Origin of the sequence: Mesorhizobium sp. WSM1293, from assembly GCF_000513875.1 — a bacterium.
Classification (GTDB): domain Bacteria; phylum Pseudomonadota; class Alphaproteobacteria; order Rhizobiales; family Rhizobiaceae; genus Mesorhizobium; species Mesorhizobium ciceri.
This window is the reverse complement of record NZ_KI911319.1, coordinates 344,809-365,223: the sequence shown is the minus strand read 5'-3', so window position 1 is coordinate 365,223 and position 20,415 is coordinate 344,809. Positions and strand designations below refer to the sequence as shown.

Sequence of the window (20,415 nt, the reverse complement as noted above, 5' to 3'; positions counted from 1 at the left end):
CACTGCCCGAACCATTTCTCCAAGCCGCTGAGGACTTCCATGGATGCGCTTTCCAACTCTCTCGCCGCCGCCGACATCGCCACCACCATCCACCCCTACACCAACCTGCGTCAGCACGAAGAAACCGGGCCGCTGATCATCAGCCGCGGCGACGGCATCCGTGTGTATGACGAACGCGGCAAGGAATACATCGAAGGGCTGGCCGGGCTCTGGTCGGTGGGCGTCGGCTTTTCGGAAAAGCGGTTGGCCGACGCTGCCTATCAGCAAATGCTGAAGCTGCCCTACTACCACACCTTCTCCTCCAAGGCGCATGAGCCATCCATCCGGCTCGCGGAGAAACTCGTGGAGATGACGCCGGAAAACCTGACGCGTGTCTTCTTCACGTCGTCGGGCTCGGAAGCCAACGACACCATCGTCAAGATGATGTGGTTCATGAACAACGCGCTGGGCCGGCCAAAAAAGAAGAAATTCCTGGCACGGACCAAGGGCTATCACGGCATCACCGTCGCCTCCGGCAGCCTGACAGGCTTGCCGGTCAACCATCGCGACTTCGATCTGCCGGCCATTCCCGTTCGCCACCTGACCTGCCCGCACTTCTATCGCTTCGGCATGGCAGGCGAAGACGAAGCCGCCTTCACGGCGCGCCTGCTCGCCGAGCTGGAAGCGGTGATCGCCGAAGAAGGGGCTGACACCATCGCAGCCTTCATAGGAGAGCCGCTCATGGCAGCCGGCGGCGTTCTGCCACCGCCGGTCGGGTACTGGGAAGGCGTGGAGAAAATCTGCCGGGCAAATGATATCATTCTGATAGCGGACGAGGTGATCTGTGGTTTCGGGCGGCTTGGTACGCCCTTCGGCGCTCAGAAATACGGCTTCACGCCTGATATCATGACGGTCTCCAAGCAAATCACGTCGTCTTATATGCCGCTTGCCGCCGTCATTTTCTCCGATGCGATCTATCAGGCGATCGCCGACAACACCGCCACGATCGGCAATTTCGGCCACGGCTTCACGGCGTCAGGTCATCCGGTCGCGACGGCAGTGGGTCTCGAAAACCTGGCCATCTTCGAGGAGCGGGACCTGATCGGAAACGCGGCCCGCCTCGAGACGTCGTTCCAGGCCGGCATCCGCTCATTTGCCGATCACCCGCTTGTCGGCGAAGCGCGGGGCACCGGTCTTATCGGCGCCGTTGAGCTGGTGGCAGACAAGGCGACGAAACGCCCCTTCGCCAAGGTTGGGCGCGCAGGGGGTATCGCAGCAGGGATCGGCCACGAGGAAGGCCTCATCTTCCGCGCCATCGGCGATCAGCTCGCGCTCTGCCCGCCGATGATCTCGACAGAAGACGATGTGAAAGAAATCATGACGCGCATGGGCCGGACGCTTGAGCGCCTGACCGGTGCGGTTGCCAAGGAGGGACTCGAATGACCCGCATGAAAGCCGAACCGGTCGTCCATATCGACGACGAACGCTTTCGGGTCACCGAATGGCGCTTTGCCACCGGGGCCGAGACCGGCTGGCACATCCACGGACATGACTACGTCATCGTGCCGCTTACGGACGGCAAGCTCGGTCTCGAAGGTCCGGACGGCGCGCAGGCGCAAGCCGCTCTCACCCAAGGGGTGCCCTATTCGCGGCGGACGGGTGTGGCCCATAACGTCATCAATGCCGGCGATGCGCCGCTGGCCTTTCTGGAGGTCGAGGTCGTTGAGGCCGGCGACCTCGCAGCCAGGCGGCTCGCCGTGCTCGACCGGTTCCTCGCAGCCTGGAACGCCCGCGACGTGGGCGCGCTGATGGACTGCATGGCTGAGAATTGCGCTTTCCACGGCTCGGCTGGACCCGATGCCGAAGGGCGCAAGCATATGGGGCGTGACGCCGTGCGCGCCGCCTATGCAGCGCTGTTCGATGCTTTCCCGAAGGCCGCGTGGACCAAAGGACGGCACGTCGTGACGGGCGACACCGGGCTTTCATCATGGCGCTTCGTCGGCACCACGGCAGCGGGGCAGCAAATCGAAGTCGACGGCTGCGATATCTTCGCTTTCTCGGGGGAGCTCATAGCGCTCAAGGATTCCTACCGCAAAGCGCGAGGGTAGCGAAAATCTGAATTCATTGGGCAACGAGGGCGGTCCAAGCGGGCCGCCCTCGTTTTTTGTCTAAAGGCAAGATCCTCAAAACATGAAAGGGCCGGGCTTGCCCGGCCCATCTTCTTACTTGAGCAAGGCTTCCATCGGTACCGGCTCGGAAATCGTCCAGTTGCCTACAACACCCGGCTTGCCGGCCTTGGTCTCGACGATCAGGTACCGCGTCTGGTTCTGGTGATGCAGTTCCGGCGTGAAGGTACGAGGCCCGAACAGCGTCGGCTCGTTCTTCATCTTCTCCAGTTCCGCGACGACGGCGTCGGCATCGGTCGTGCCTGCACGCTCCACCGCCTTGGCCCAGACGTCGACCATGACGTAACCCGGAAAGACATACTGGCTCGAGGGATCGGCGCCTGTCTTCGCCTTGTAGGTGGCATTGAACTTCAGCACTTCCGGATTGGGATCGTCGCCATAGATCGATCCCTGAACGGGGACGTAGAAGTTCGTCAGATCGGGCACAGCGGATAGCCAATAGCTACCGTCGACGCCCGAGCCATTCAGGATCATGGAGTTGATGCCCGCGGCACGAAGCTGCTTGATGGCCGAGACAGCGCCCGGCATCATTGTGCAAAGCATGATCGCATCCGGCTCCTTCGGCAGAGACTTGATGCGGGTGATCTGCGCGGCGATGGAGGCGTCCTCGTTCTTGAAGGTGTCTTCACCGACAAGCTTCGCGCCTTGGGCTTCGAGCTTCGGCATCATCCAGTCGAAGCCGTCGCAGATGCCCTTGTTGTAGGCCGTCCAGGTATCGAGCAGACGGTAGAAGTCCTTTGCGCCTTTTTCCTTGAATGCCCACTCGGCCATGGTCGCGCCCTGCACGGGCGCCAGCACCGACGCGGAGAAGCTGTGCGGGCCGACACCCTGGATACCGGCCTTGACCGATTCCGCGCACAGGAAGAAGGAGATACGGCCCGCGTCCTCGGCCGCGAGCGCAGCCGGCGATCCGAAGTCGTAGTCGCACGAGACGACCACGAGATCCGCGCCCTGGTCGAGCACGGAGAGGCCCGCCTTGGCGCCTTCGGCCCGGTCGGACTTGGTGTCGGCCTTGACGACCTTGATCTGCTTTCCAAGCAGACCGCCAGCCGCATTGATCTCGTCGATGCGGATCAAGGCCGCCTCCTGCGCAGGCTTGTCATAGGCTTCCATGAAGCCCGACTCCGCAGTGGCGAAGCCGATGACGATGGTCTTGTCATCGGCCAGGGCCGGGTATGCTATGGACATCGAGGCCAGAGCGGTTGCGACAATTCTCATTTTGTATGTCATGCACGTCTCCTTTTTGTTTTCCGGTCGGGCTTGTGCCGCCGGTCACTTGTTGCGACTGCTGCGGGGTAAGGTGATCTCGCGGTTGCCCATGAGTCCGGATGGGCGAAGCGCGAGGATCACGATCATGATGACGCCGAGGGCTATTTCCTGAACCCCTTTCGGGAGGGCGAAAGTGGACTCGCCGAGCGATACGCCTGCCTCCAGCCAGCGCAGCGCCTGGATAAGGGCGGACAGCAGGACGACACCCACCACACCCCCCGACAGGCTGCCCATGCCGCCGACGACGAGCATGGAAAGGGTGATGAAGGTGAGACCGAGATAGAATGTGTCGGGTGTGACCACGCCGATGGAATGAGCCATGAGCGCACCGCCCAGCCCCATCACCGCGCCTGATATGACGAATGCCACCAATCTTTCCCTGGGAATGTCGATACCGGAAGCCGCGGCGGCGGTGGGCTCGTCGCGGGCAGCACGAAGGGCCAGGCCGGACCGGGAGATCGCGTGCGCCCAGGCGATGAAGATCGCGACCACGGCGCCGATGAGATACGGCCAGATCACGCGTACGATCGGAATGCCGACGACCGATGAGGTCGCTCCGGTCACGCTCTCCCAGTTGGAATAAATTGTGTTGATCATGGCGAGCATCGCGAAGGTCGCGATCGAAGCCGCGATGCCCGATAATCGCATCAGCACCCGCCCGAAGATGAGAGCGGCGAGGGCGGCGAACAATGCTGCCAGCGTAGCCGATTGCCAGTACGGCAATCGGGTCGCCAGCAGCCATTCGGGCAGTCCCGGCAGCGAACCGCGTTTCATCATCGGATTGATGGTGAGCCACGCGGCCGCGTAGGCGCCAAGGCAGGTGAAGCCGATATGCCCGAAGCTGAGAACGCCCGAATTCCCGATAAAGATGTATAGGCCCACGACGAGGATGACACGGACGAACACGTCGATCACCGTCTGGTTGAAGGGCCGCGATCCGGTCATCACCGTGATCAGCGCGATGGCCAGCAGCAGCAGAGAAAGCAGGACCGGTGTCAGGATTGTGCGGCGGGCAAGCGCGAAGCGGGCGGGCTTTCGCTCGGCAGCCGGGGCACCGGCAGCGGTAGAGTTGGTGAGGGAGGCGGCGACACCCATGAAATCAGATCCTTTCCTTGGTGCCGCGCGCGGCAATAAGACCCTGTGGGCGGAAGAGGAGGACGAGGATGACCGCTCCATAGACAAAGGCATCGCGGAATGGCCGGGCGTCGATGGGCAGCATGACTTGCATGATCACCGAGGCGGCACCCAGCAGGAAGCCGGCGAGCACGGCTCCCCCGAGGCTGCCGAGGCCGCCAATGACGGTGGCGATGAAGGCCATCAACATGATCGAGGCGCCCATCTGGATGTCCAGCGTGCCTGTCTGGGCGCCAAAGATCAGTGCAATGGCGGCGGCCAACGCGCCGGAGAGGGCGAACGCGCCCATGATAACCCGGTTCGCACGCACACCCAGCATTCGGGCCATCGAGAAGTTCTCGGCCGCCGCCCGCATCTCCAGGCCGAAGCGGGTTTGACGCAGGAACAGTGTCAGGCCGATCAGGATGACCATCGTGGCCACGATCGTTATGAGCTGGAGGAGGGGAAGCCTGGCACCAAGGATCTCCACCGGCTGGGACAGTTCGGGCAGCAGCGAGATCGATTTCGGCCGACTGGAGAAAAGCATGAGCAGGAAGTAGCGAATGACGAAACCGAGCGCGAAGGAGGCGATCATCATGGTTGCCGGATTTGCCTGACGGAACCGCCTGAAGACGACGATTTCGCACAGCACCGACAGCCCGGCCCCGCAGAGGAGCACGAATGGCAACAGCAGGTACCACGGCAATTGGCCGGCGAAGACGATGGCCATTGCGTCCGTAGACGGCCATAACAGGGCGAAGACGCAGAAGGCGATGACGTCGCCATGCGCGAAGTTCACGAGCCGCATGACGCCGAAGATGAGGGCAATGCCGAGCGCCCCGAGCGCATAGAGCGAACCAAGCGAGAGTGCGTCGAACAGGATCTGAAGCATCTCAATTGTCCTCGTAGCCGAAATAGGCAGCCTGGATCGCCTCGCCATTGCCGAGCGTCCGCGCGTCGCCATCGAGCACGATCTGTCCGCCACGCATCAGGATCATCCGCCCGCCCACCATCATCGCCCGGGCCGAGCTCTGCTCAACGATCAGGAGTGTGAGCTGGCGCTGCGCACGCAGCGCGATCAGCCGCTCGTAGACCTGGTCGTTGATGTTGGGGGCGAGGCCCAGCGAAGGCTCGTCGATGGCTACAAGCCGCGGATTGGTCATCAGCGCGCGGCCGATGACCAGCATTTGCTGCTGCCCGCCGGACAGCAATCCCGCCTGCCCGTGCCGCCTCTCTTTCAGCATCGGGAAGGTTGCGTAGACGGCTTCGAGTTCGTCGGCCGCTCGGCTGCGCCAGCCGCGTTCGCGGGCATGCATGCCGGTTCCGACCAGAAGGTTCTCTTCGGTCGTCAGCGAGCCGAAGACATCGCGCCCCTCCGGCACCATGGAGAATCCGAGCCGGGCGATGTTCTCCGGCGCCTGGCCGGTGATCTGATGACCAGCAAGGTCGATCCGGCCGCCCGCCACCGGCGTAACACCGGCGATCGCGCGCAGCAGCGAAGACTTCCCGGCTCCGTTCGGGCCGGTGATGAACAGGATTTCTCCCTCGTCCATGGAGAAGGAGACATTGCGGACCGCCGTGAGACGGCTGTAGCGGATGGTGATATCGGAAAGGGCGAGCAGGCTCATTCCATCGCCTCCAGCACAGGCAGGTCGGTGTTCGCGGCCGTGCCCATATAGGCGTGGCGCACCTTCTCGCTGTCGCGGATCGCGGCAGGCGGTCCTTCCTCGATGATCGCTCCGGAATCGAGCACGACGATATGCTGGCAAAGGCCGAGCACCAGCCCGACATTGTGCTCGATGAGCAGGACACCACAGCCGAGATCGCTGGCGATGTGTCTTATCAGGGCGGAAAGCTCCCGCGCCTCCAGTGCGCTCATGCCAGCCGCGGGCTCGTCGAGCAGGATGTATGCGGGCCGTCCCATCAGGGCGCGGCCAATGGCGACGCGGCGCTCGTCCGTGTATGGCAACGTTCCGGCGATGCGGGTACCCAGCGCACCGATGCCTATCCAGTCGAGCATCGCCTCCGCTTCGGCGATGGCAGCGCGCCGGCTCATTCCCAGGCCAACGCCCGTTACCTCCAAATTGTCCAGCACAGGCAGGTCGCGGAAGAGCCGCCCACCCTGAAAGGTGCGGGCGATGCCGCGCCGCCGGACCTGATGCGGCTTGAGACCCGTGAGTGCCGCCCCGTCGAGCTTGATAGTGCCTTCCGTCGGTGCCTGGAAGCCGGTCAGCACGTTGACGAGCGTGGTCTTGCCAGCGCCATTCGGGCCGATGAGGCCACTGATGCGGCCGGGCGTAATTTGGAGGTCTACCGATGACAGGGCCTTCAGCCCCGCAAACGATACCGAGACGTTCTCCGCGCTCAGATGACTCATGACCCTTTCCTTCTTTCTACCGACGGAAAGGCGCGAAGCATCCGGCCTTGCGGCCAGCCACGTTGCAAATGTCTTCCCCTGTCGGTTCCGGCGGTCTCTAGCGGACTGCTCGGGTGCCAAATTCACGCTGTTGCCCGGCGTCGTCTTGTCGTTTCGCGCACCGGATTTTGTCTTCCGCCACGCGCGGTCGGTTTTGGCCGGCCGATCTCCTCGCCTCCGGCTCCTCCGCCGGCATTTTCCCGGCTGACGTCAGCCGGCCAGATGCCCTTCAGCACGCGCCAGCGCGGCGCGCTGTTCGGTTCGCGCGGCAAGCGCGTCTTCCAGCGTCACCGGAACGAAGCGCGCCGGGGTGTGCGGCTGGAGTTGGGCGATAAGGTCCATGTCGGCCGATATCACCACGCCCAGCATCATATACCCGCCACCCGAAACCGCGTCCCGGTGAAGAACGATCGGCTCCGTGCCACTCGGCACCTGGACGGATCCGTAAGGATAGCAGGCATCGACGATGTTCGAGGGGTCGGAGCCCGCACCGAAAGGCTGCTCGCGCTCGACGAATTCCAGCGGCGTCCCGCCCCGGAAGCGATAGCCGATACGGTCGGCTTCGGGCGCGACCTTCCAGGTTTCCTCAAAGAACCGATTGCCGGCAGCCTCAGTGATCCGATGCCAGTATATGCCGGGAAGCATTCTGAGTTCCGCCGGGCTATTGCGCGCGCGGCGCAGATTTGCAGGCAGTGAAAGACCGGCTTTGCCGGAACCTTCGCCGAGGGGAAGCTCATCGCCCGCCTTCAGCGTGCGGCCCTGATGGCCGCCGAGTGCGCCCAGAATGTAAGTCGAGCGCGAACCGAGAACCACGGGTACGTCGATGCCGCCGGAGACGGCCAGATAAGCGCGCGCGCCGCCCTTGAGGAAGCCGAAGGAAAGCCGGTCACCGGCCTTCACCGGAAAACTTTCCCACGTCGACCGTTCCTCGCCATTGAGTTTGGGTGGGAGCTCTCCACCTGTGACGGCGACGACCGCGGATTGGGTGAATTCGAGTTCGGGACCCATGAAAGTGGCTTCGAGCACCGCGGCACCCGGATCGTTGCCGACAAGCAGGTTTGCGACGCGTGTCGCAAAGCGGTCCATGCCGCCGCCTTCTGGAATGCCGACATGATAGTGGCCGGGTCGGCCAAGGTCCTGCACGGAAGTGGAGAGGCCGGGAGAGATTACCTTAACGGCCATTGATAAGCTCCATCAGCTTTGCATTGGTGCCGTAAATGTCGCTGTTGAAATCCTTCAGGCTGAAGGTGCACTCGCGAACCGTCGGCTCCCACCGATTGGCTTCGATTTCCTCAAGCGTGGCGTCGTAGTCATCGCGGCCAATGGGCTTGAACTTGACGATGTCGCCTGGCTTGAACAGACACATGTCATCGGCGAGGTAGCGCACCTTCCTGGTCGGGTCGTAGATCGGGGCCGGGGTTATGCCATACATCTGGTAGCCGCCAGCGCCGCGTACCGAATAGATCGCTGCAAAGCAGCCGCCATGGCCAATGGTGAGCTTGGGAGTGTCGGTGCGTGGACGCAAGTATTTCGGCGCCTGAATCTGTTTCTTGCGCTCAACCATCTGGTACAGGAAGGGCAGTCCGGCGACGAAGCCGACCATCGATACGAACCAGGGCTGGCCGGAATAGGCCTCGATAAACTCTTCCACCGTGGCGTAGCCGTTGATGCGTGCCGAATATTCAAGATCGGTGGAGGAGGGGTCCTGATGGCGCTCGCGGAAGCGCAGGCAGGTTTCACGCGTCCATGGATCCTGGAAATAAACCGGCAGTTCGATGATCCGGGTCTTCAGCACCGGGTCCGACTTCGAGGCGGCCTCTTCCATCGACTTCAGTTCGCTGAGCAAATCCTGCGGCTTGACGATGTCGGGGTTGAAGCGAATCTGGAAGCTGGCGTTGGCTGGGCAGATCTCGGTGACGCCTCGGATGCCTGCCGTACGCACCGCATTGGTCATCGAAAGGCCGGTAAAGAAGGAGGTGAGCGACATTTCTTCGGACACCTCGCCGAAGATATGTTCGTCACCGCCGAAGTTGAATCGTATCGACATCGGTCCTCCTTAACCCGCCAATGCTGCGGCGTTTTCGATGAGCCAGCCTTCCAGCCAGCGGGTATGCACGTCTCCCGCCCGCATCGCCGGATCGGCGGCCAGCGCAAGAAACAGCGGCTTGGTGGTCTTGAGCCCGCCGATCTTCAACTCGTTGAGCGCGCGGATCAGGCGCACTATCGCCGCCTCGCGCGTCTCTGCATGCACGATCAGCTTGGCAAGCAGCGAGTCATAAAAGGGCGGCACCTGATAGCCTTGATAGAGCATCGAATCGAAGCGTACGCCCGGACCGCCGGGAATGCGAAGCTCGGCCACCTGCCCGGGGAATGGAGCGAACTCCTTCGCCGGGTCTTCGGCATTGAGCCGGACTTCGATCGCATGCCCTTTGACGGAGACATCGCTTTGCCGGATCCGCAGCTTCTCGCCGCCGGCGATGCGAAGCATCTCCGCAACGAGGTCGATGCCGGTGATCGCTTCGGTGACCGGGTGCTCGACCTGGATACGGGTGTTCATCTCGATGAAGTAAAAGCGGTCTGCTTCATCGTCGTAAAGATACTCTACCGTGCCGGCACCAGAGTATTTGACCGCCTTGGCCAAGGCGACCGCTGAAGCGCAGAGCTCTTCGCGCAGCCTGTCTGAAAGTGCGCGCGACGGCGCCTCCTCCCAAACCTTCTGGCGTCGCCGCTGCAGCGAGCACTCCCGCTCGTAGCAGTGGATGGCATCGCTTCCGTCTGCCAGCACCTGCACCTCGATATGGCGGGCCTTGCCGATCACCTTTTCCATGTAGAGACCACCATCGCCAAAGGCGGCGAGGGCTTCTGCCTCGGCCTGAGGAAAGGCTTGTTCGAACTCTGCGAACGAGTTCGCGATGCGGATGCCCCGCCCGCCGCCGCCTGCCGCCGCCTTGATCATCACCGGAAAACCGGTTGCGGTCAGCACCTCGTGGCCAGCCTCGAGGCCCTCGACCCGGCCAGCCGAGCCTGGCACGACGGGGACACCTGCAGCGGCAGCGGCCGATCGCGCCGAGACCTTGTCTCCCATCATCCGGATCGCATCTCCCGACGGGCCGACGAAGACCAATCCAGCGCCTGTGACCGCGTCGGAAAACGCGGCATTCTCGGCAAGGAACCCATAGCCTGGATGAACACTGTCGCAACCGGTGTCGCGGGCAGCCTTCAGAATTGCTTCGACATTGAGATAGGACTTCTTTGCCGCTGGTGGGCCGATGTTGACCGCTTCGTCCGCAAGCTGGACGTGGAGCGACTCGGCGTCTGCGGCCGAATACACCGCCACGGTGACGATCCCCAGATCTTGCGCGGCCCGGATGATCCTGACCGCTATCTCGCCCCGGTTGGCAACCAGAAGCTTTTTCAGCATCAGTCGAGATCCGCAATAGGTGCGCCGGCCATGATGGGGTCCTCATTGTCGGCAATGAAGCGGATGTTCGTACCGGCCGTCTCGGCCCTCACTTCGTGGAACGACTTCATCACTTCGATGAGACCGATTACGTCTCCGGCGGACACCGCGTCGCCATCCGCCTTGTAGGGCGGCTGGTCTGGCGAAGCGCTGCGATAGAAAGTGCCAGGAAGAGGTGAAAGAATCTGGGCCATAAAAAGCTCCGGAAAACTGCGGACAGACTAATTTGGAACCGCCCGCGCGGGCGGGTTCGGTCGAGTTCAGTGCCAAGGGGCGATTGCGGTGCGCACGGCCCTGGCTATTTCGATGGCGTTCGGCGTATCGGAATGCACGCAGATGGTTTCGCAGCGTACGGGAAAGAAACTGCCGTCCTCTGCCGTGCCCTCGCCCTCCCTGATGGCGCGCACGCACCGCTCGGCCATCTCTGCGGGGTCCTTGGCGTCATGAACGCGTGTCAAGATCAGCTTGCCGGAGGCATCGTAGTCGAGATCGGCATAGAACTCGGCGACGAATGGGATACCGCGCTCTTGATAGATCTTCTCATGCAGGGTGCCCGTCATGCCGAAGAGGGGTACGCCGAAAATCTCTGCCGCGTCGCACACGCCATGGGCGATTGCTTCCTGCTGCATGGCCATGAAGTAGAGGCTGCCATGCGGCTTGATGTGGTGGAGTTCCACACCCTCGGCCTTGAGGAAGCCGGCAAGCGCTCCCACCTGGTAAATGATGGTGTTCCTGACTTCTTCGCGGGTCATCCGCATCTCGCGCCGGCCGAAACCCTGAATGTCGGGCAATCCTGGATGGGCACCGATCTTTACGCCACTCGCCTTGGCGCTGCGGACGGCGGCGTGCATGTGATCCGGATCGGAGGCATGAAAACCACAGGCGACATTGGCAACGTCGATGATGGGCATCATGCCCATATCATCGCCAACCTTGTAGAGGCCAAAGCTTTCGCCCATGTCGCAGTTTAGCGTCACCGCCATCGCATTGTTACCCCTCGAAGCTGCCGTCTTTGCGGCGTTGCAGCATTTTTTGCGCATGCGAGGGCGTTTGTGAAATAGTAGTTTATTGATTGTCATATCAAAAAAACAGATAATGGTTCTGGGCCGGAGCGCACCATGACCATTACCTTGAAACAGCTTGATTATTTTATCGCGACCGCCGAGAGCGGACAGGTCAGTCATGCCGCGGTGGAACTCAACATCTCGCAATCGGCGGTCACTGCGGCGATAAAGACGCTTGAGGCTGACCTGGGCGTACGGCTTTTGGAGCGTAACCACGCCGGCGTAAGATTGACGATGGAGGGCGCGCGGTTTCTTGAACATGCGCGTGTTATCACCGGAGCCGTCGCTGCCGCCGTCCGAAGCCCGTTGCGCGATAGGAAAGGCCTGGCGGGCAAGCTGCGGCTGGGCATGACCTACACGGTCGTCGGCTACTACATGTCGCGCCACTACGCGCGGTTTCGAAAGACCTATCCCGAGATCGAGGTCGAGGTGCTGGAATTGCCCCGAGACGCTCTCGAAAGCGGCTTGATGTGCGGGGACATCGACATGGCCGTGATGCTGGTGTCCAACCTGGAGCACACCAAGGAGTTGGCGCAGGAGGTCTTGATGCGGTCGAACCGCCGGCTCTGGCTTTCGGCTGATCATCATCTGCTCGCGCGGCGGGAAATCAGCCTCGCCGATGTGGCGGCGGAAGATTATGTCATGCTGACGGTGGACGAGGCACGCACGACGGCCGCCCGTTACTGGGATGCCGCGGGCCTTTCGCTCCGCGCTGTCCTTACCACCAGTTCGGTCGAGGCCGTGCGGTCGCTCGTGGCTGCTGGAATGGGGGTCACTGTCCTGTCCGACATGGTTTACCGCCCCTGGTCCTTGGAGGGGCAGCGCATCGAAGTGCGCGGGCTTGTCGAGCCCATTCCCACTATGGATGTCGGCTTGGCCTGGGCGCGTGACAGATCAATCGAACCGGCAGCGGCGGCCTTCCGGGCCTTCATGTCCGTGACCATGGGCGGCGGCGGCTAACCGCCTGCCGCCCGGCAGGCGCTATGGCTCAGGCTCGCTGGTTGAGCAGCGGAGCATGCCGCGCGCGGGGGCTGATGCCTCGCATCATCAAGGGGGATTTCACCTTTGTCGCAAATAACGCCAAGGGCTTCAGAAAAATCTAAAGAGCCGGTTCACGCCGGCCTCGTCATCGTCGTCTGGCAGGTTGTTCCCGACAAACAGAAGGAACTCTTGGAGAGTTTTCTTGGTCACCACCTCGGGCCGGAACCGGAAAAGTCTCTCATCGGAGGGCGGTGACTTCACGGTTGCGGGCTACGATCTGTTCGTGGCGGAGGGGGGTCGTCGCGTCCATGAAGCCCTTGATCAGTGCGTCGCGAGCTCCGGGTGCGCGCGCCTTTTCCGCCGTGGACAGCGCATGCTGAAGATCAGGCAACGTCAGTTCCGTGCAGTAGGCGGGCGTGCCCGGTTGCTGGCGCCAGGAATTCGCGAGATCGCCGGCATCAAGTGCGTCGAAACCGGTCTCGTTCACCAGTTCGCGTGCGATCGCTTTGGCATGCACATCATCGCCTGCGACGGGGATCGCGATGCGTCCGGTCATTCCGGCCGCTGCGCCACTTTCTGCGAGCGTTTGGGCGAGGACTGCATTGAATGCCTTGACCACTGGCCGGCCGAGTTGTTCGCTGGACCACACGCTTTCCGGCTTGCCATCGTCAACCTCCGCGATATTCCCGTCGCGCATGGGATAATAATTGGAGGTGTCGATCACGACCACGTTGGCTGGTACATCGGCAAAGAGGCCGGCGACATCGGGGATCTTCGCAAATGGGATCGATAGAACGATCGCCTCGACATCCCTGGCTGCTTCGTGCGCGGCAACCGGGATCGCACCAACCTCCGTCGCTTTCTCGCCGATGTCCTCAGGCCCCTTCGAGCCCGCCAGCTTCACCGCGTGTCCGGCGGCTGACAGCTTTCGTGCAAGGGTGGTGCCGATATTTCCCGCGCCGATAATGCCGATCTTCATGCCGATTTCCTTCCAGATAATTGTGATTATGAGCTCAGCGCATGGTGCGCGGATCTATTCCGTATTGAGCGGACATCCAGAGGGTCGCGCAGGGCGGTGCTGCCGACGGAGCAGCCCGCCTCGAAACTCGTATAGCTCGCGGCATCTGCTGACGGCGCGCGCCAGGCGCCAGGCAGGTTGCGGTACCCGTTGCCCGGATGCATGCCGGTATCATCTGCCTGATCATCGTGTCCTCGTTTCGCTCGCTGATGCCGACCTGCTAGAATAGTCGACCGGGGGCTATATGGAGACTCTCTCCGATTCGGCTTTTAGATACGGAGAGTGTCTCCGGTATTCAAGGGTTCAAGGTCAGTATGTCGCAATTGTCGGTCGCGTCAGCCCTGCGCAGGGACGCGCAGCATAATCGGGCGCACATTCTCGAGGTGGCGCGACAAGCGTTCGGCAACGATAGTGTTGACGTTTCGATGGATTCTATTGCGAAGCTGGCGGGCGTGGGAGCAGGGACGCTCTACCGCCATTTTCCAAACAAAGACGCCCTGCTGGCTGCGCTGTTAGTTCTTCATTATGAAGGCCTCGAGCATCGTCGCGTTGAAATCGAAGCCGGGGAGAGCGATGCAGGCCGCGCACTCGAACTCTGGGTTGAAGCTCTCGGCGACTGGATGCTGGCTTATGAGGGCTTGCCTGAACCGTTACGGGCGGCTTGCCGAGTAGAATCCCCGCTGACGCCGACCTGCCATGCTGTCATCGCGACGACGGAGCGAATCCTGAAGGCTGCACAGGACGAAGGGCTTGCACGACGGACGATGACCGGGCGCGACATCTTTTTCGGGGCACTGGCGATCGCTTGGGCGAGCGGCGCAACGGCAGCGGGCGAAGACACCCGCAACGTGCTTCGCGACATTCTGAAGAACGGGTGGATGGAACCGAAAACAGCACCGGGCGGCCGACCTTAGTCTGCCTATCCGACTGCGCAGCCTCTCGAATTTAATCACGCCCGCCGCTAGCGGGTGTGCATCAAACAAGTGCTCTCTGACAGGCGGCCGTTGGGCTTGGGAAGGAGCGGCGTGTGAGGGCGGCAATTGGTCGGCCGCCCGCAGCCGCTTGCACAACCGCGATAGCAAAACCTTGGCATGATGAGGAAGAAGAATATTGGACGAGCGGGGGTTTTCTGTACCTCTTGACCAAGCGTGAGCACTCGTCTTGGCGCTATGCTATCATTTCTGATCCCGCTTCCTGAAAACGGGGGATCCCGCAGAGCCTGAGGCAAGTCACCACTTCGTCCAGGATGATATCCAGTGCCTTGGCCACGCCGGGCTCGCCAGCCACGGCGCCGAACAGGGCGGCCCGGCCGATCGCCGCGACGGTGGCGCCGCGTGCCTTGGCCTTGACGATGTCCGTGCCCGTGCGGATACCGGAATCGATGAGGATCGGGATTTGGGCGCCAAGTGCCTGACGGATAGCGGGCAGGGCGTCGATGCTCGATACAGCACCGTCGAGCTGGCGGCCTCCATGGTTGGACACCCAGATGCCATCGGCACCAGCCGCCACCAGTCGCGACGCATCGCCCGGGTGCAGGACGCCCTTGACCAGCAGCCGGCCTTTCCACCAGTCGCGGATCTGGCGGAAATCGTCCCAGTCGAAACCTGCATGGAGGCTGCCGCCAACACGCGCGGCGATCGTCAGGCCGGCGCTGTTGTCATCGAGATAGCCGCGGACGTTCTCGAACTGGGGCAGACCGCCGCGCAGCAGGCGCAGCGACCAGCCAGGATGAAGCATGCCTTCCCAGAGATGCCGGGCCGAAGGCCGCAGTGGGATAGATATGCCGTTCCTAAGATCCTTTTCGCGCTTGCCACCGGCTTGCAGATCAACGGTCACCACCAGCGTCGAATAGCCAAATTCTTCCGCTCGCCTCACCAACTGGCGATTGAAGTCGAAATCCTTGAGCACATAAAGCTGGAACCACAGCGGCCCCTGTACGGCTCGCGCCATGCCTTCGATGCTGGCCGTAGCCATGGTGGAGAGCGTGTAGGGGATGCTGCGAGCGGTTGCCGCCCTCGCGATGGCAATGTCGGCTCCGGGCCTGATCAGCGCGCAGGAGCCCATCGGGCTGATCACCAGCGGTGTTGGCAAGGTCTCGGACCAGAGCGTCGTGGAAACGTTCGGATGCGAAACATCGGTAAGCACGCGCGGCAAAATTCTGATCTTTTCGAAATCGCTTCGATTGGCTTTGAGGGTGAGTTCTTGCCCCGCCCCGCCATCGATGAATTCGAAGACGGATTTCGGCAGACGACGACGGGCAAGCGTGCGAAAGTCCTCGACCGAAATCTGGCGATCGAGAGCGCCCATCTCAGGTCTGGACCCTGTGCCCGGCGATGAATATCCGGCGCATGAGCGTCTGGCCGACCTTGCCAGGTCCAACAAGATTTATCCTTGGCTTGGTCATATCAGTCGCGCCCGGCAGCGAGCCGGTCGCAGACCGAACGGGTTATCTCGCTGGTCGACGCCCTGCCTTTCAGATCGGCGCTCAGAAGCCCGTTGGCCAGGCAGTCCTCGGTCACGCGACGGATGCGCGCTGCGGCCTGGTTGAGTCTCTCGTCGCCGTGCTTGTGGCCGAGCCAGTCGAGCATCGAGGCTGCCGACAGGATCGTCCCATACGGATTGGCGATACCCTGGCCGGCAATGTCGGGCGCCGAGCCGTGCGCGGCCTGGAAGAAGCCGTTGGCCGCGCCGATCTCGGCTGAAGGCGCCATGCCCATCCCGCCCACCGTCGCGGCGGCGAGGTCGGACAGGATGTCGCCGAACATGTTCTCGCTGACAATGACGTTGAAATGGCCCGGTTTCACCACGAGATGCATCGCCATGGCGTCGACCAGCGCGTGCTCGGTCGCGATATCGGGATAGTCCTTCGCCACTTCGTCGAAGACGGAGCGAAAGAAGGCATAGCTGCGCAGCACGTTGGCCTTGTCGCAGCAGGTCACCCGGCGCACGCCGTCACGGGGCGCGCCGCCCGACTGGCGCGCCAGTTCGAAGGCCTTGCGTGCGATACGCTCGATGCCGGAGCGGGTCTGCACCAGCGTGTCGACCGCCACTTCGCCGCGCAACAGCGCGCCCGATCCCCGCGCGGCGTAAAGCCCTTCGCTGTTCTCGCGCAAGATGATGTAGTCGATATCGCCGGCCTTCACTCCGCTCAACGGGCTCGGCACGCCCTCGAAAAGCCTGACGGGGCGGATGTTGGCATAGAGATCGAGTTCGAAGCGCAGCCTCAGCGTGAAATCCAGGCCTGCTTCGGTCCCATCGGGATGGATGACGCCCGGCAAGCCGCCCGCACCATGCAGGATGGCGTCCGCCTCGCGGCAGGCCTGGAAGGTCGGCTCGGGAAAGCTCTGGCCGGTCTTCAGGAAATGCTCGGCTCCGGCCGGGTATTCGCTGAAGTGCAAGGGGCTGCCGGGACCGAGCGCTGCTTTCACCACTTGAACCGCTGCGGCGCAGACTTCCGGGCCGATGCCGTCGCCATGCACCACGGCGATTTCGTAGACAGGCTTCATCGCCAACTCCCAAATGGTCTAACGCTCAGATGCACTTGCCGCCATCGACGTTGAGGTCGACGCCGGTGATCATGCTGGCCTCGTCGGAGCACAGGAATGCCGCGGCGTTGCCCATGTCCGCCGGCGTAGACAGCCTGCCGATCGGAATGGTGGCGACGACGCGGGCGCGGTTCTCTTCGCCGGAGCCGATGAAAGTGGACAGAAGTGGCGTGTCGCCGGCAACCGGATTGATGGCGTTGACGCGGATGCCGAAGGGGGCGAGTTCCACGGCCATGGCCCGGGTGGCGGCAATCGCCCAGCCTTTGGAAGCATTGTACCACGTCAAATTCGGGCGCGGCGAGACGCCGCCGGTGGAGGCGACGTTGAGGATGGCGCCTGATTTGATGGATTTGAAATGCGCGACGACCGCACGGGCGCCATTGTAGATGGATCGCATGTTGACGTTGGCGATCCGGTCGAACATCTCTTCGTCCATCGTCTCGAGCGCCAAGGGCGGCTGGGCCACGCCGGCATTGTTGACCAGTATGTCGAGACCGCCAAAGGCCGAGCGGGCCAGGTCTGCCGCCGCTTCGAAGCTTCCGAGTGTCGAGACGTCGCCTGTGATTGGCCGCACATTTTCGCCGGCTTCGGCAGCAACGCGGGCCGCGGCGGCCTCATCACGGTCCATCAAAATGACCAGCGCACCTTCGGTGACGAATTTCCTGACGATGCCTTCGCCAAATCCCGAACCGCCGCCCGTGACGATAGCGACCTTGCCAGCAAGTCTCATATCTGTTCCTCCGTTGCCGGCACCATCGGGGAAGTCGCGTGCATTGCACAGTCCGATTATCTGAACGCCCTTTTAGCTTTCCTTGTTTGAGGTCAACCGGCGTGGGAGTCATAGTCGCCACGGAATTGTGAGGAGGAAGAGATGACGCTGAATTTCGACCCGCGGGCGAAGGCCACGGCGCTCTACCATGGCGAATTCCGGCCGATGTTCGTCGGCGGCAAGTGGGTTCCGGCACAATCCGGCCAGGAGATGCAGGCGCTCAACCCGGCGACTGGCGAAGTGTTGGCCACCGTGCCGCGTGGCTCGGCGGCCGACATCGATGCGGCGGTGGCCGCTGCGCGCACGGCCTTCGAAGGGCCGTGGTCAAAATTCTCGCCCTACGAGCGGCAGTGCGTGCTTCTGCGCATCGCCGATCTCTTCGAGACCCATTGGGAAGAACTCAGCGTTTCCGACACTCTCGACATGGGACTGCCGATCACGCGCACGCTCGCCAACCGGCGGCGCGTCATCGGCATGCTGCGCTTCTATGCGGGCATGGCGACCGCGCTGCATGGCGAATCCATAGACAATTCGATCCCCGGCGAGATCGTCTCGTTCACAAGGCGCGAGCCGGTAGGCGTTGTCGGCGCGATCATCCCCTGGAACGCTCCGACCGCAGCGTCGATCTGGAAGATCGCGCCGGCGCTCGCCACCGGCTGCACCATCGTGCTGAAGCCCTCGGAGGATGCTTCGTTGACGCCGCTGCTGATCGCCAGGCTGATGCAGGAGGCCGGCGTTCCCGACGGCGTCGTCAACGTCGTCACCGGCACCGGGACAGAGGCCGGGGCGCGGCTCGCTGAACATCCCGACGTCAACAAGATCGTCTTCACCGGCTCGACGCTGACCGGCCAGGCCATCGCGCGGGCGGGCGTGACCAACCTCAAGCGCGTTTCCCTGGAGCTCGGCGGCAAATCGCCGATCATCGTCTGCCGCGATGCCGACATCGACAAGGCGGTTCCGGTCGCCGCGATGGCTGTGTTCGTGCATTCGGGGCAGATCTGCATCGCCGGTTCGCGGCTTTTCGTGGCCCGCGAAATCCATGACGAATTCGTGCGCCGGGTCGCCGAGTTTGCCGCCAGGCTTCGCATCGGCCATGGCATCGAGGCGGAAACCGAAATCGGCCCGCTCATCAATGCCAGGCAGGCCGGCAAGGTGGTGGGCTATATCAAGGCCGGCCGCGACGAAGGCGCGGAACTGATGGCGGGCGGCTCGCGACTGACCGGCAGGCCCTACGACGGCGGCAATTTCATCGCGCCGACTGTCTTCGGCGCGGTGTCGGACAAGATGACCATCGCGCGTGAAGAGATCTTTGGTCCGGTGATTTCGGCGATGCCGTTCGACACGCTCGACGAAGCCGTGGCGCGGGCCAATGCGACGCCCTATGGCCTGGCGGCCGGCATTTTCACCAGTCATCTTGGCACCGCCCACAAGCTCGCCCGCCGCATCAAGGCCGGCTCGGTATGGGTCAACATGTACCACGCCATCGACCCGGCGGTGCCGTTCGGCGGGATGAAGATGTCCGGCTACGGCCGCGAGGGCGGCATCGAACATCTGCATGAATATCTGGAGACCAAGTCGATCTGGATCCAGACCGACTGAGGGTGCGCTGATATTCAGGAGAGGCCGGGCTGCCAATGGCGGCGTTCCCAACGCACCATTCTCGGCGCTCGTGCAAGGTGCCTGTCCGAAGGCGCGACGCTCAGTTTGCCAGTTCGCGCAAATTGGTTCGGATGAGGTTCATCAGCTGTTCGGAGAAGGAGTGGTGCACATAGCCCCGCGCGGTGATGATGCCGACCGAGCGGTGGGCGTCGCGATGGTCGATCGGCACCACCCGCATACGCTCGTCATTGCGCGAAATGGCGATGCCGGGCACCACGCAGACGCCAAGTCCCGAACACACCAGCGCCACCGCCGTCTGTGCGCTTTCGACCTCGTATTGCGGCTTGAACTCGATGCCTTCCGCCGCCGTCAGCCGATCGACAAGGCCGCGCACGGCGGTCTTGCGGCTGAGCAGGATGAGCGGATAGCGCAGTAGGTCCGAGAGCAGCAGCTTCCTTTCGCCACCGTATATTTCCGTGGGGATGCAGGCCATCAGCGGATCGTCGAGGATGGACTCGAACTGGAAGTCCGTCAGGTTTGGCAGTTCGGGGCCGATGTAGAACTCGACCTCCTGCTGTTGTAAAAGGCCAAGCGCGGCCTGTGGCGGGCTCTCGATGACCTCGACGATGCTGCGTGGATAGCGCAACTTGAATGTCGCCAGGATATCGCCCAGCCGGCTTGCCGCGAGCGTCGGGGCGCAGGCGATCTGCACTTTGCCCTTGCGCCGAGCGGCGACCTCCGTCAGGCGGTCGAGGCTGGTCTGCACCTGAGACATCACGTTGGCGATCTCCTCGAACAGGATCTGGCCTTCCGGCGTCAGGCTGGCACGCTGTGCGGTGCGGATGAACAGCGAGATACCGATCTGCTCCTCAAGGTCGCGAATCTGCATCGAGACCGCCGATGGCGAACGGTTGCTCTCCTCGGCAGCACGTCGGAAGCTGCCGTTTTCGGCGGCAAGCAGGAACGTCTGCAGAAGTTTGAGGTTGACGCTGGGCATATCCGCTCGGGCAGGGTGA

Annotated in this window: 20 protein-coding genes; 5 read left to right on the top strand and 15 right to left on the bottom strand. The window is 62.7% G+C overall.

Translation table 11 applies throughout. The annotated features are described in order from the left end of the window. The first annotated feature begins 39 nt into the window (after window positions 1-39). Both M729_RS0131955 and M729_RS1000000139800 read left to right on the top strand, forming a co-directional pair. Entirely contained in the window at window positions 40-1,422 is a 1,383-nt protein-coding gene (locus M729_RS0131955) for an aspartate aminotransferase family protein (RefSeq protein ID WP_027163995.1), read from the top strand. Continuing rightward, a complete protein-coding gene (locus M729_RS1000000139800; RefSeq protein ID WP_027163994.1) occupies window positions 1,419-2,087 on the top strand; it encodes a nuclear transport factor 2 family protein in 669 nt (222 codons plus the stop codon). The genes M729_RS0131955 and M729_RS1000000139800 overlap by 4 nt, the downstream gene beginning before the upstream one ends. A gap of 114 nt (window positions 2,088-2,201) precedes the next feature. On the opposite strand, the gene M729_RS0131945 is transcribed toward M729_RS1000000139800, so the two are convergent. From M729_RS0131945 to M729_RS0131900, 10 genes are all read right to left on the bottom strand, one after another. Continuing rightward, on the bottom strand, window positions 2,202-3,395 hold the full coding sequence (locus M729_RS0131945; protein WP_013533160.1) for an ABC transporter substrate-binding protein: 1,194 nt from the start codon (window positions 3,393-3,395) through the stop codon (window positions 2,202-2,204). Window positions 3,396-3,437: 42 nt separating this feature from the next. Beyond that, window positions 3,438-4,529, bottom strand: coding sequence for a branched-chain amino acid ABC transporter permease (locus M729_RS0131940; RefSeq protein ID WP_013533159.1), 1,092 nt, complete (start codon window positions 4,527-4,529; stop codon window positions 3,438-3,440). Window positions 4,530-4,533: 4 nt separating this feature from the next. Continuing rightward, window positions 4,534-5,439 carry a branched-chain amino acid ABC transporter permease gene (locus M729_RS0131935; protein ID WP_013533158.1) on the bottom strand — a complete coding sequence of 302 codons (906 nt, stop codon included), beginning with the start codon at window positions 5,437-5,439 and terminating at the stop codon, window positions 4,534-4,536. Between the two features lies 1 nt (window position 5,440). Further along, a complete protein-coding gene (locus M729_RS0131930; protein WP_027163993.1) occupies window positions 5,441-6,175 on the bottom strand; it encodes an ABC transporter ATP-binding protein in 735 nt (244 codons plus the stop codon). Continuing rightward, window positions 6,172-6,924, bottom strand: a complete 753-nt coding sequence (locus M729_RS0131925) for an ABC transporter ATP-binding protein (protein ID WP_027163992.1) — start codon at window positions 6,922-6,924, stop codon at window positions 6,172-6,174. Before M729_RS0131925 ends, M729_RS0131930 begins: the two co-directional genes overlap by 4 nt. Before the next feature lie 249 nt (window positions 6,925-7,173). After that, a complete protein-coding gene (locus tag M729_RS0131920) occupies window positions 7,174-8,145 on the bottom strand; it encodes a biotin-dependent carboxyltransferase family protein (RefSeq protein ID WP_027163991.1) in 972 nt (323 codons plus the stop codon). Beyond that, window positions 8,135-9,010, bottom strand: a complete 876-nt coding sequence (locus tag M729_RS0131915; protein ID WP_027163990.1) for a carboxyltransferase domain-containing protein — start codon at window positions 9,008-9,010, stop codon at window positions 8,135-8,137. Before M729_RS0131915 ends, M729_RS0131920 begins: the two co-directional genes overlap by 11 nt. 9 nt (window positions 9,011-9,019) lie before the next feature. Beyond that, window positions 9,020-10,384 carry an acetyl-CoA carboxylase biotin carboxylase subunit gene (locus M729_RS0131910; protein ID WP_032809729.1) on the bottom strand — a complete coding sequence of 455 codons (1,365 nt, stop codon included), beginning with the start codon at window positions 10,382-10,384 and terminating at the stop codon, window positions 9,020-9,022. Then, window positions 10,384-10,617, bottom strand: a complete 234-nt coding sequence (locus tag M729_RS0131905; protein WP_013533152.1) for an acetyl-CoA carboxylase — start codon at window positions 10,615-10,617, stop codon at window positions 10,384-10,386. The genes M729_RS0131910 and M729_RS0131905 overlap by 1 nt, the downstream gene beginning before the upstream one ends. A 66-nt stretch (window positions 10,618-10,683) precedes the next feature. Then, the gene (locus M729_RS0131900; protein ID WP_013533151.1) at window positions 10,684-11,406 is read right to left on the bottom strand and encodes a LamB/YcsF family protein; all 723 of its coding nucleotides are present in this window, start codon (window positions 11,404-11,406) and stop codon (window positions 10,684-10,686) included. Between the two features lie 135 nt (window positions 11,407-11,541). Between M729_RS0131900 and M729_RS0131895 the strand changes: the two genes are divergently transcribed. Continuing rightward, window positions 11,542-12,447, top strand: coding sequence for a LysR family transcriptional regulator (locus M729_RS0131895; protein WP_027163988.1), 906 nt, complete (start codon window positions 11,542-11,544; stop codon window positions 12,445-12,447). 259 nt (window positions 12,448-12,706) lie between these two features. Here the strand turns inward: M729_RS0131895 and M729_RS0131885 are convergent, their stop codons facing one another. Then, window positions 12,707-13,447, bottom strand: a complete 741-nt coding sequence (locus M729_RS0131885; protein ID WP_027163987.1) for an NAD(P)-binding domain-containing protein — start codon at window positions 13,445-13,447, stop codon at window positions 12,707-12,709. Window positions 13,448-13,800: 353 nt separating this feature from the next. On the opposite strand from M729_RS0131885, the gene M729_RS0131880 reads away from it, so the two are divergent. Next, window positions 13,801-14,400, top strand: coding sequence for a TetR/AcrR family transcriptional regulator (locus tag M729_RS0131880; RefSeq protein ID WP_013533147.1), 600 nt, complete (start codon window positions 13,801-13,803; stop codon window positions 14,398-14,400). A gap of 253 nt (window positions 14,401-14,653) precedes the next feature. Here the strand turns inward: M729_RS0131880 and M729_RS0131875 are convergent, their stop codons facing one another. The 3 genes from M729_RS0131875 to M729_RS0131865 form a co-directional block, all read right to left on the bottom strand. Next, the gene (locus tag M729_RS0131875; RefSeq protein WP_027163986.1) at window positions 14,654-15,793 is read right to left on the bottom strand and encodes an alpha-hydroxy acid oxidase; all 1,140 of its coding nucleotides are present in this window, start codon (window positions 15,791-15,793) and stop codon (window positions 14,654-14,656) included. A 98-nt stretch (window positions 15,794-15,891) separates the two neighbouring features. After that, the gene (locus M729_RS0131870) at window positions 15,892-16,992 is read right to left on the bottom strand and encodes an isocitrate/isopropylmalate dehydrogenase family protein (protein WP_027163985.1); all 1,101 of its coding nucleotides are present in this window, start codon (window positions 16,990-16,992) and stop codon (window positions 15,892-15,894) included. A 25-nt stretch (window positions 16,993-17,017) separates the two neighbouring features. After that, the gene (locus M729_RS0131865; protein ID WP_027163984.1) at window positions 17,018-17,761 is read right to left on the bottom strand and encodes a glucose 1-dehydrogenase; all 744 of its coding nucleotides are present in this window, start codon (window positions 17,759-17,761) and stop codon (window positions 17,018-17,020) included. A gap of 141 nt (window positions 17,762-17,902) precedes the next feature. Here M729_RS0131865 and M729_RS0131860 point away from each other — a divergent pair, with 141 nt between their 5' ends. Then, window positions 17,903-19,399, top strand: a complete 1,497-nt coding sequence (locus M729_RS0131860; RefSeq protein WP_027163983.1) for an aldehyde dehydrogenase family protein — start codon at window positions 17,903-17,905, stop codon at window positions 19,397-19,399. 100 nt (window positions 19,400-19,499) lie between these two features. On the opposite strand, the gene M729_RS0131855 is transcribed toward M729_RS0131860, so the two are convergent. Then, window positions 19,500-20,396 (bottom strand): LysR family transcriptional regulator, encoded by an 897-nt coding sequence (locus M729_RS0131855; RefSeq protein ID WP_027163982.1) that lies wholly within the window; start codon window positions 20,394-20,396, stop codon window positions 19,500-19,502. Window positions 20,397-20,415: the final 19 nt, after the last annotated feature.

Excerpts from the sequence above, each read along its gene's own strand:
- M729_RS0131920 (WP_027163991.1), bottom strand. The coding sequence starts at position 8,145 with ATGGCCGTTAAGGTAATCTCTCCCGGCCTCTCCACTTCCGTGCAGGAC.
- M729_RS1000000139800 (WP_027163994.1), top strand. The coding sequence starts at position 1,419 with ATGACCCGCATGAAAGCCGAACCGGTCGTCCATATCGACGACGAACGC.
- M729_RS0131925 (WP_027163992.1), bottom strand. The coding sequence starts at position 6,924 with ATGAGTCATCTGAGCGCGGAGAACGTCTCGGTATCGTTTGCGGGGCTG.
- M729_RS0131895 (WP_027163988.1), top strand. The coding sequence starts at position 11,542 with ATGACCATTACCTTGAAACAGCTTGATTATTTTATCGCGACCGCCGAG.
- M729_RS0131910 (WP_032809729.1), bottom strand. The coding sequence starts at position 10,384 with ATGCTGAAAAAGCTTCTGGTTGCCAACCGGGGCGAGATAGCGGTCAGG.
- M729_RS0131860 (WP_027163983.1), top strand. The coding sequence starts at position 17,903 with ATGACGCTGAATTTCGACCCGCGGGCGAAGGCCACGGCGCTCTACCAT.
- M729_RS0131875 (WP_027163986.1), bottom strand. The coding sequence starts at position 15,793 with ATGGGCGCTCTCGATCGCCAGATTTCGGTCGAGGACTTTCGCACGCTT.
- M729_RS0131940 (WP_013533159.1), bottom strand. The coding sequence starts at position 4,529 with ATGGGTGTCGCCGCCTCCCTCACCAACTCTACCGCTGCCGGTGCCCCG.
- M729_RS0131900 (WP_013533151.1), bottom strand. The coding sequence starts at position 11,406 with ATGGCGGTGACGCTAAACTGCGACATGGGCGAAAGCTTTGGCCTCTAC.
- M729_RS0131935 (WP_013533158.1), bottom strand. The coding sequence starts at position 5,439 with ATGCTTCAGATCCTGTTCGACGCACTCTCGCTTGGTTCGCTCTATGCG.
- M729_RS0131955 (WP_027163995.1), top strand. The coding sequence starts at position 40 with ATGGATGCGCTTTCCAACTCTCTCGCCGCCGCCGACATCGCCACCACC.
- M729_RS0131855 (WP_027163982.1), bottom strand. The coding sequence starts at position 20,396 with ATGCCCAGCGTCAACCTCAAACTTCTGCAGACGTTCCTGCTTGCCGCC.
- M729_RS0131945 (WP_013533160.1), bottom strand. The coding sequence starts at position 3,395 with ATGACATACAAAATGAGAATTGTCGCAACCGCTCTGGCCTCGATGTCC.
- M729_RS0131865 (WP_027163984.1), bottom strand. The coding sequence starts at position 17,761 with ATGAGACTTGCTGGCAAGGTCGCTATCGTCACGGGCGGCGGTTCGGGA.
- M729_RS0131905 (WP_013533152.1), bottom strand. The coding sequence starts at position 10,617 with ATGGCCCAGATTCTTTCACCTCTTCCTGGCACTTTCTATCGCAGCGCT.
- M729_RS0131870 (WP_027163985.1), bottom strand. The coding sequence starts at position 16,992 with ATGAAGCCTGTCTACGAAATCGCCGTGGTGCATGGCGACGGCATCGGC.
- M729_RS0131930 (WP_027163993.1), bottom strand. The coding sequence starts at position 6,175 with ATGAGCCTGCTCGCCCTTTCCGATATCACCATCCGCTACAGCCGTCTC.
- M729_RS0131885 (WP_027163987.1), bottom strand. The coding sequence starts at position 13,447 with ATGAAGATCGGCATTATCGGCGCGGGAAATATCGGCACCACCCTTGCA.
- M729_RS0131915 (WP_027163990.1), bottom strand. The coding sequence starts at position 9,010 with ATGTCGATACGATTCAACTTCGGCGGTGACGAACATATCTTCGGCGAG.
- M729_RS0131880 (WP_013533147.1), top strand. The coding sequence starts at position 13,801 with ATGTCGCAATTGTCGGTCGCGTCAGCCCTGCGCAGGGACGCGCAGCAT.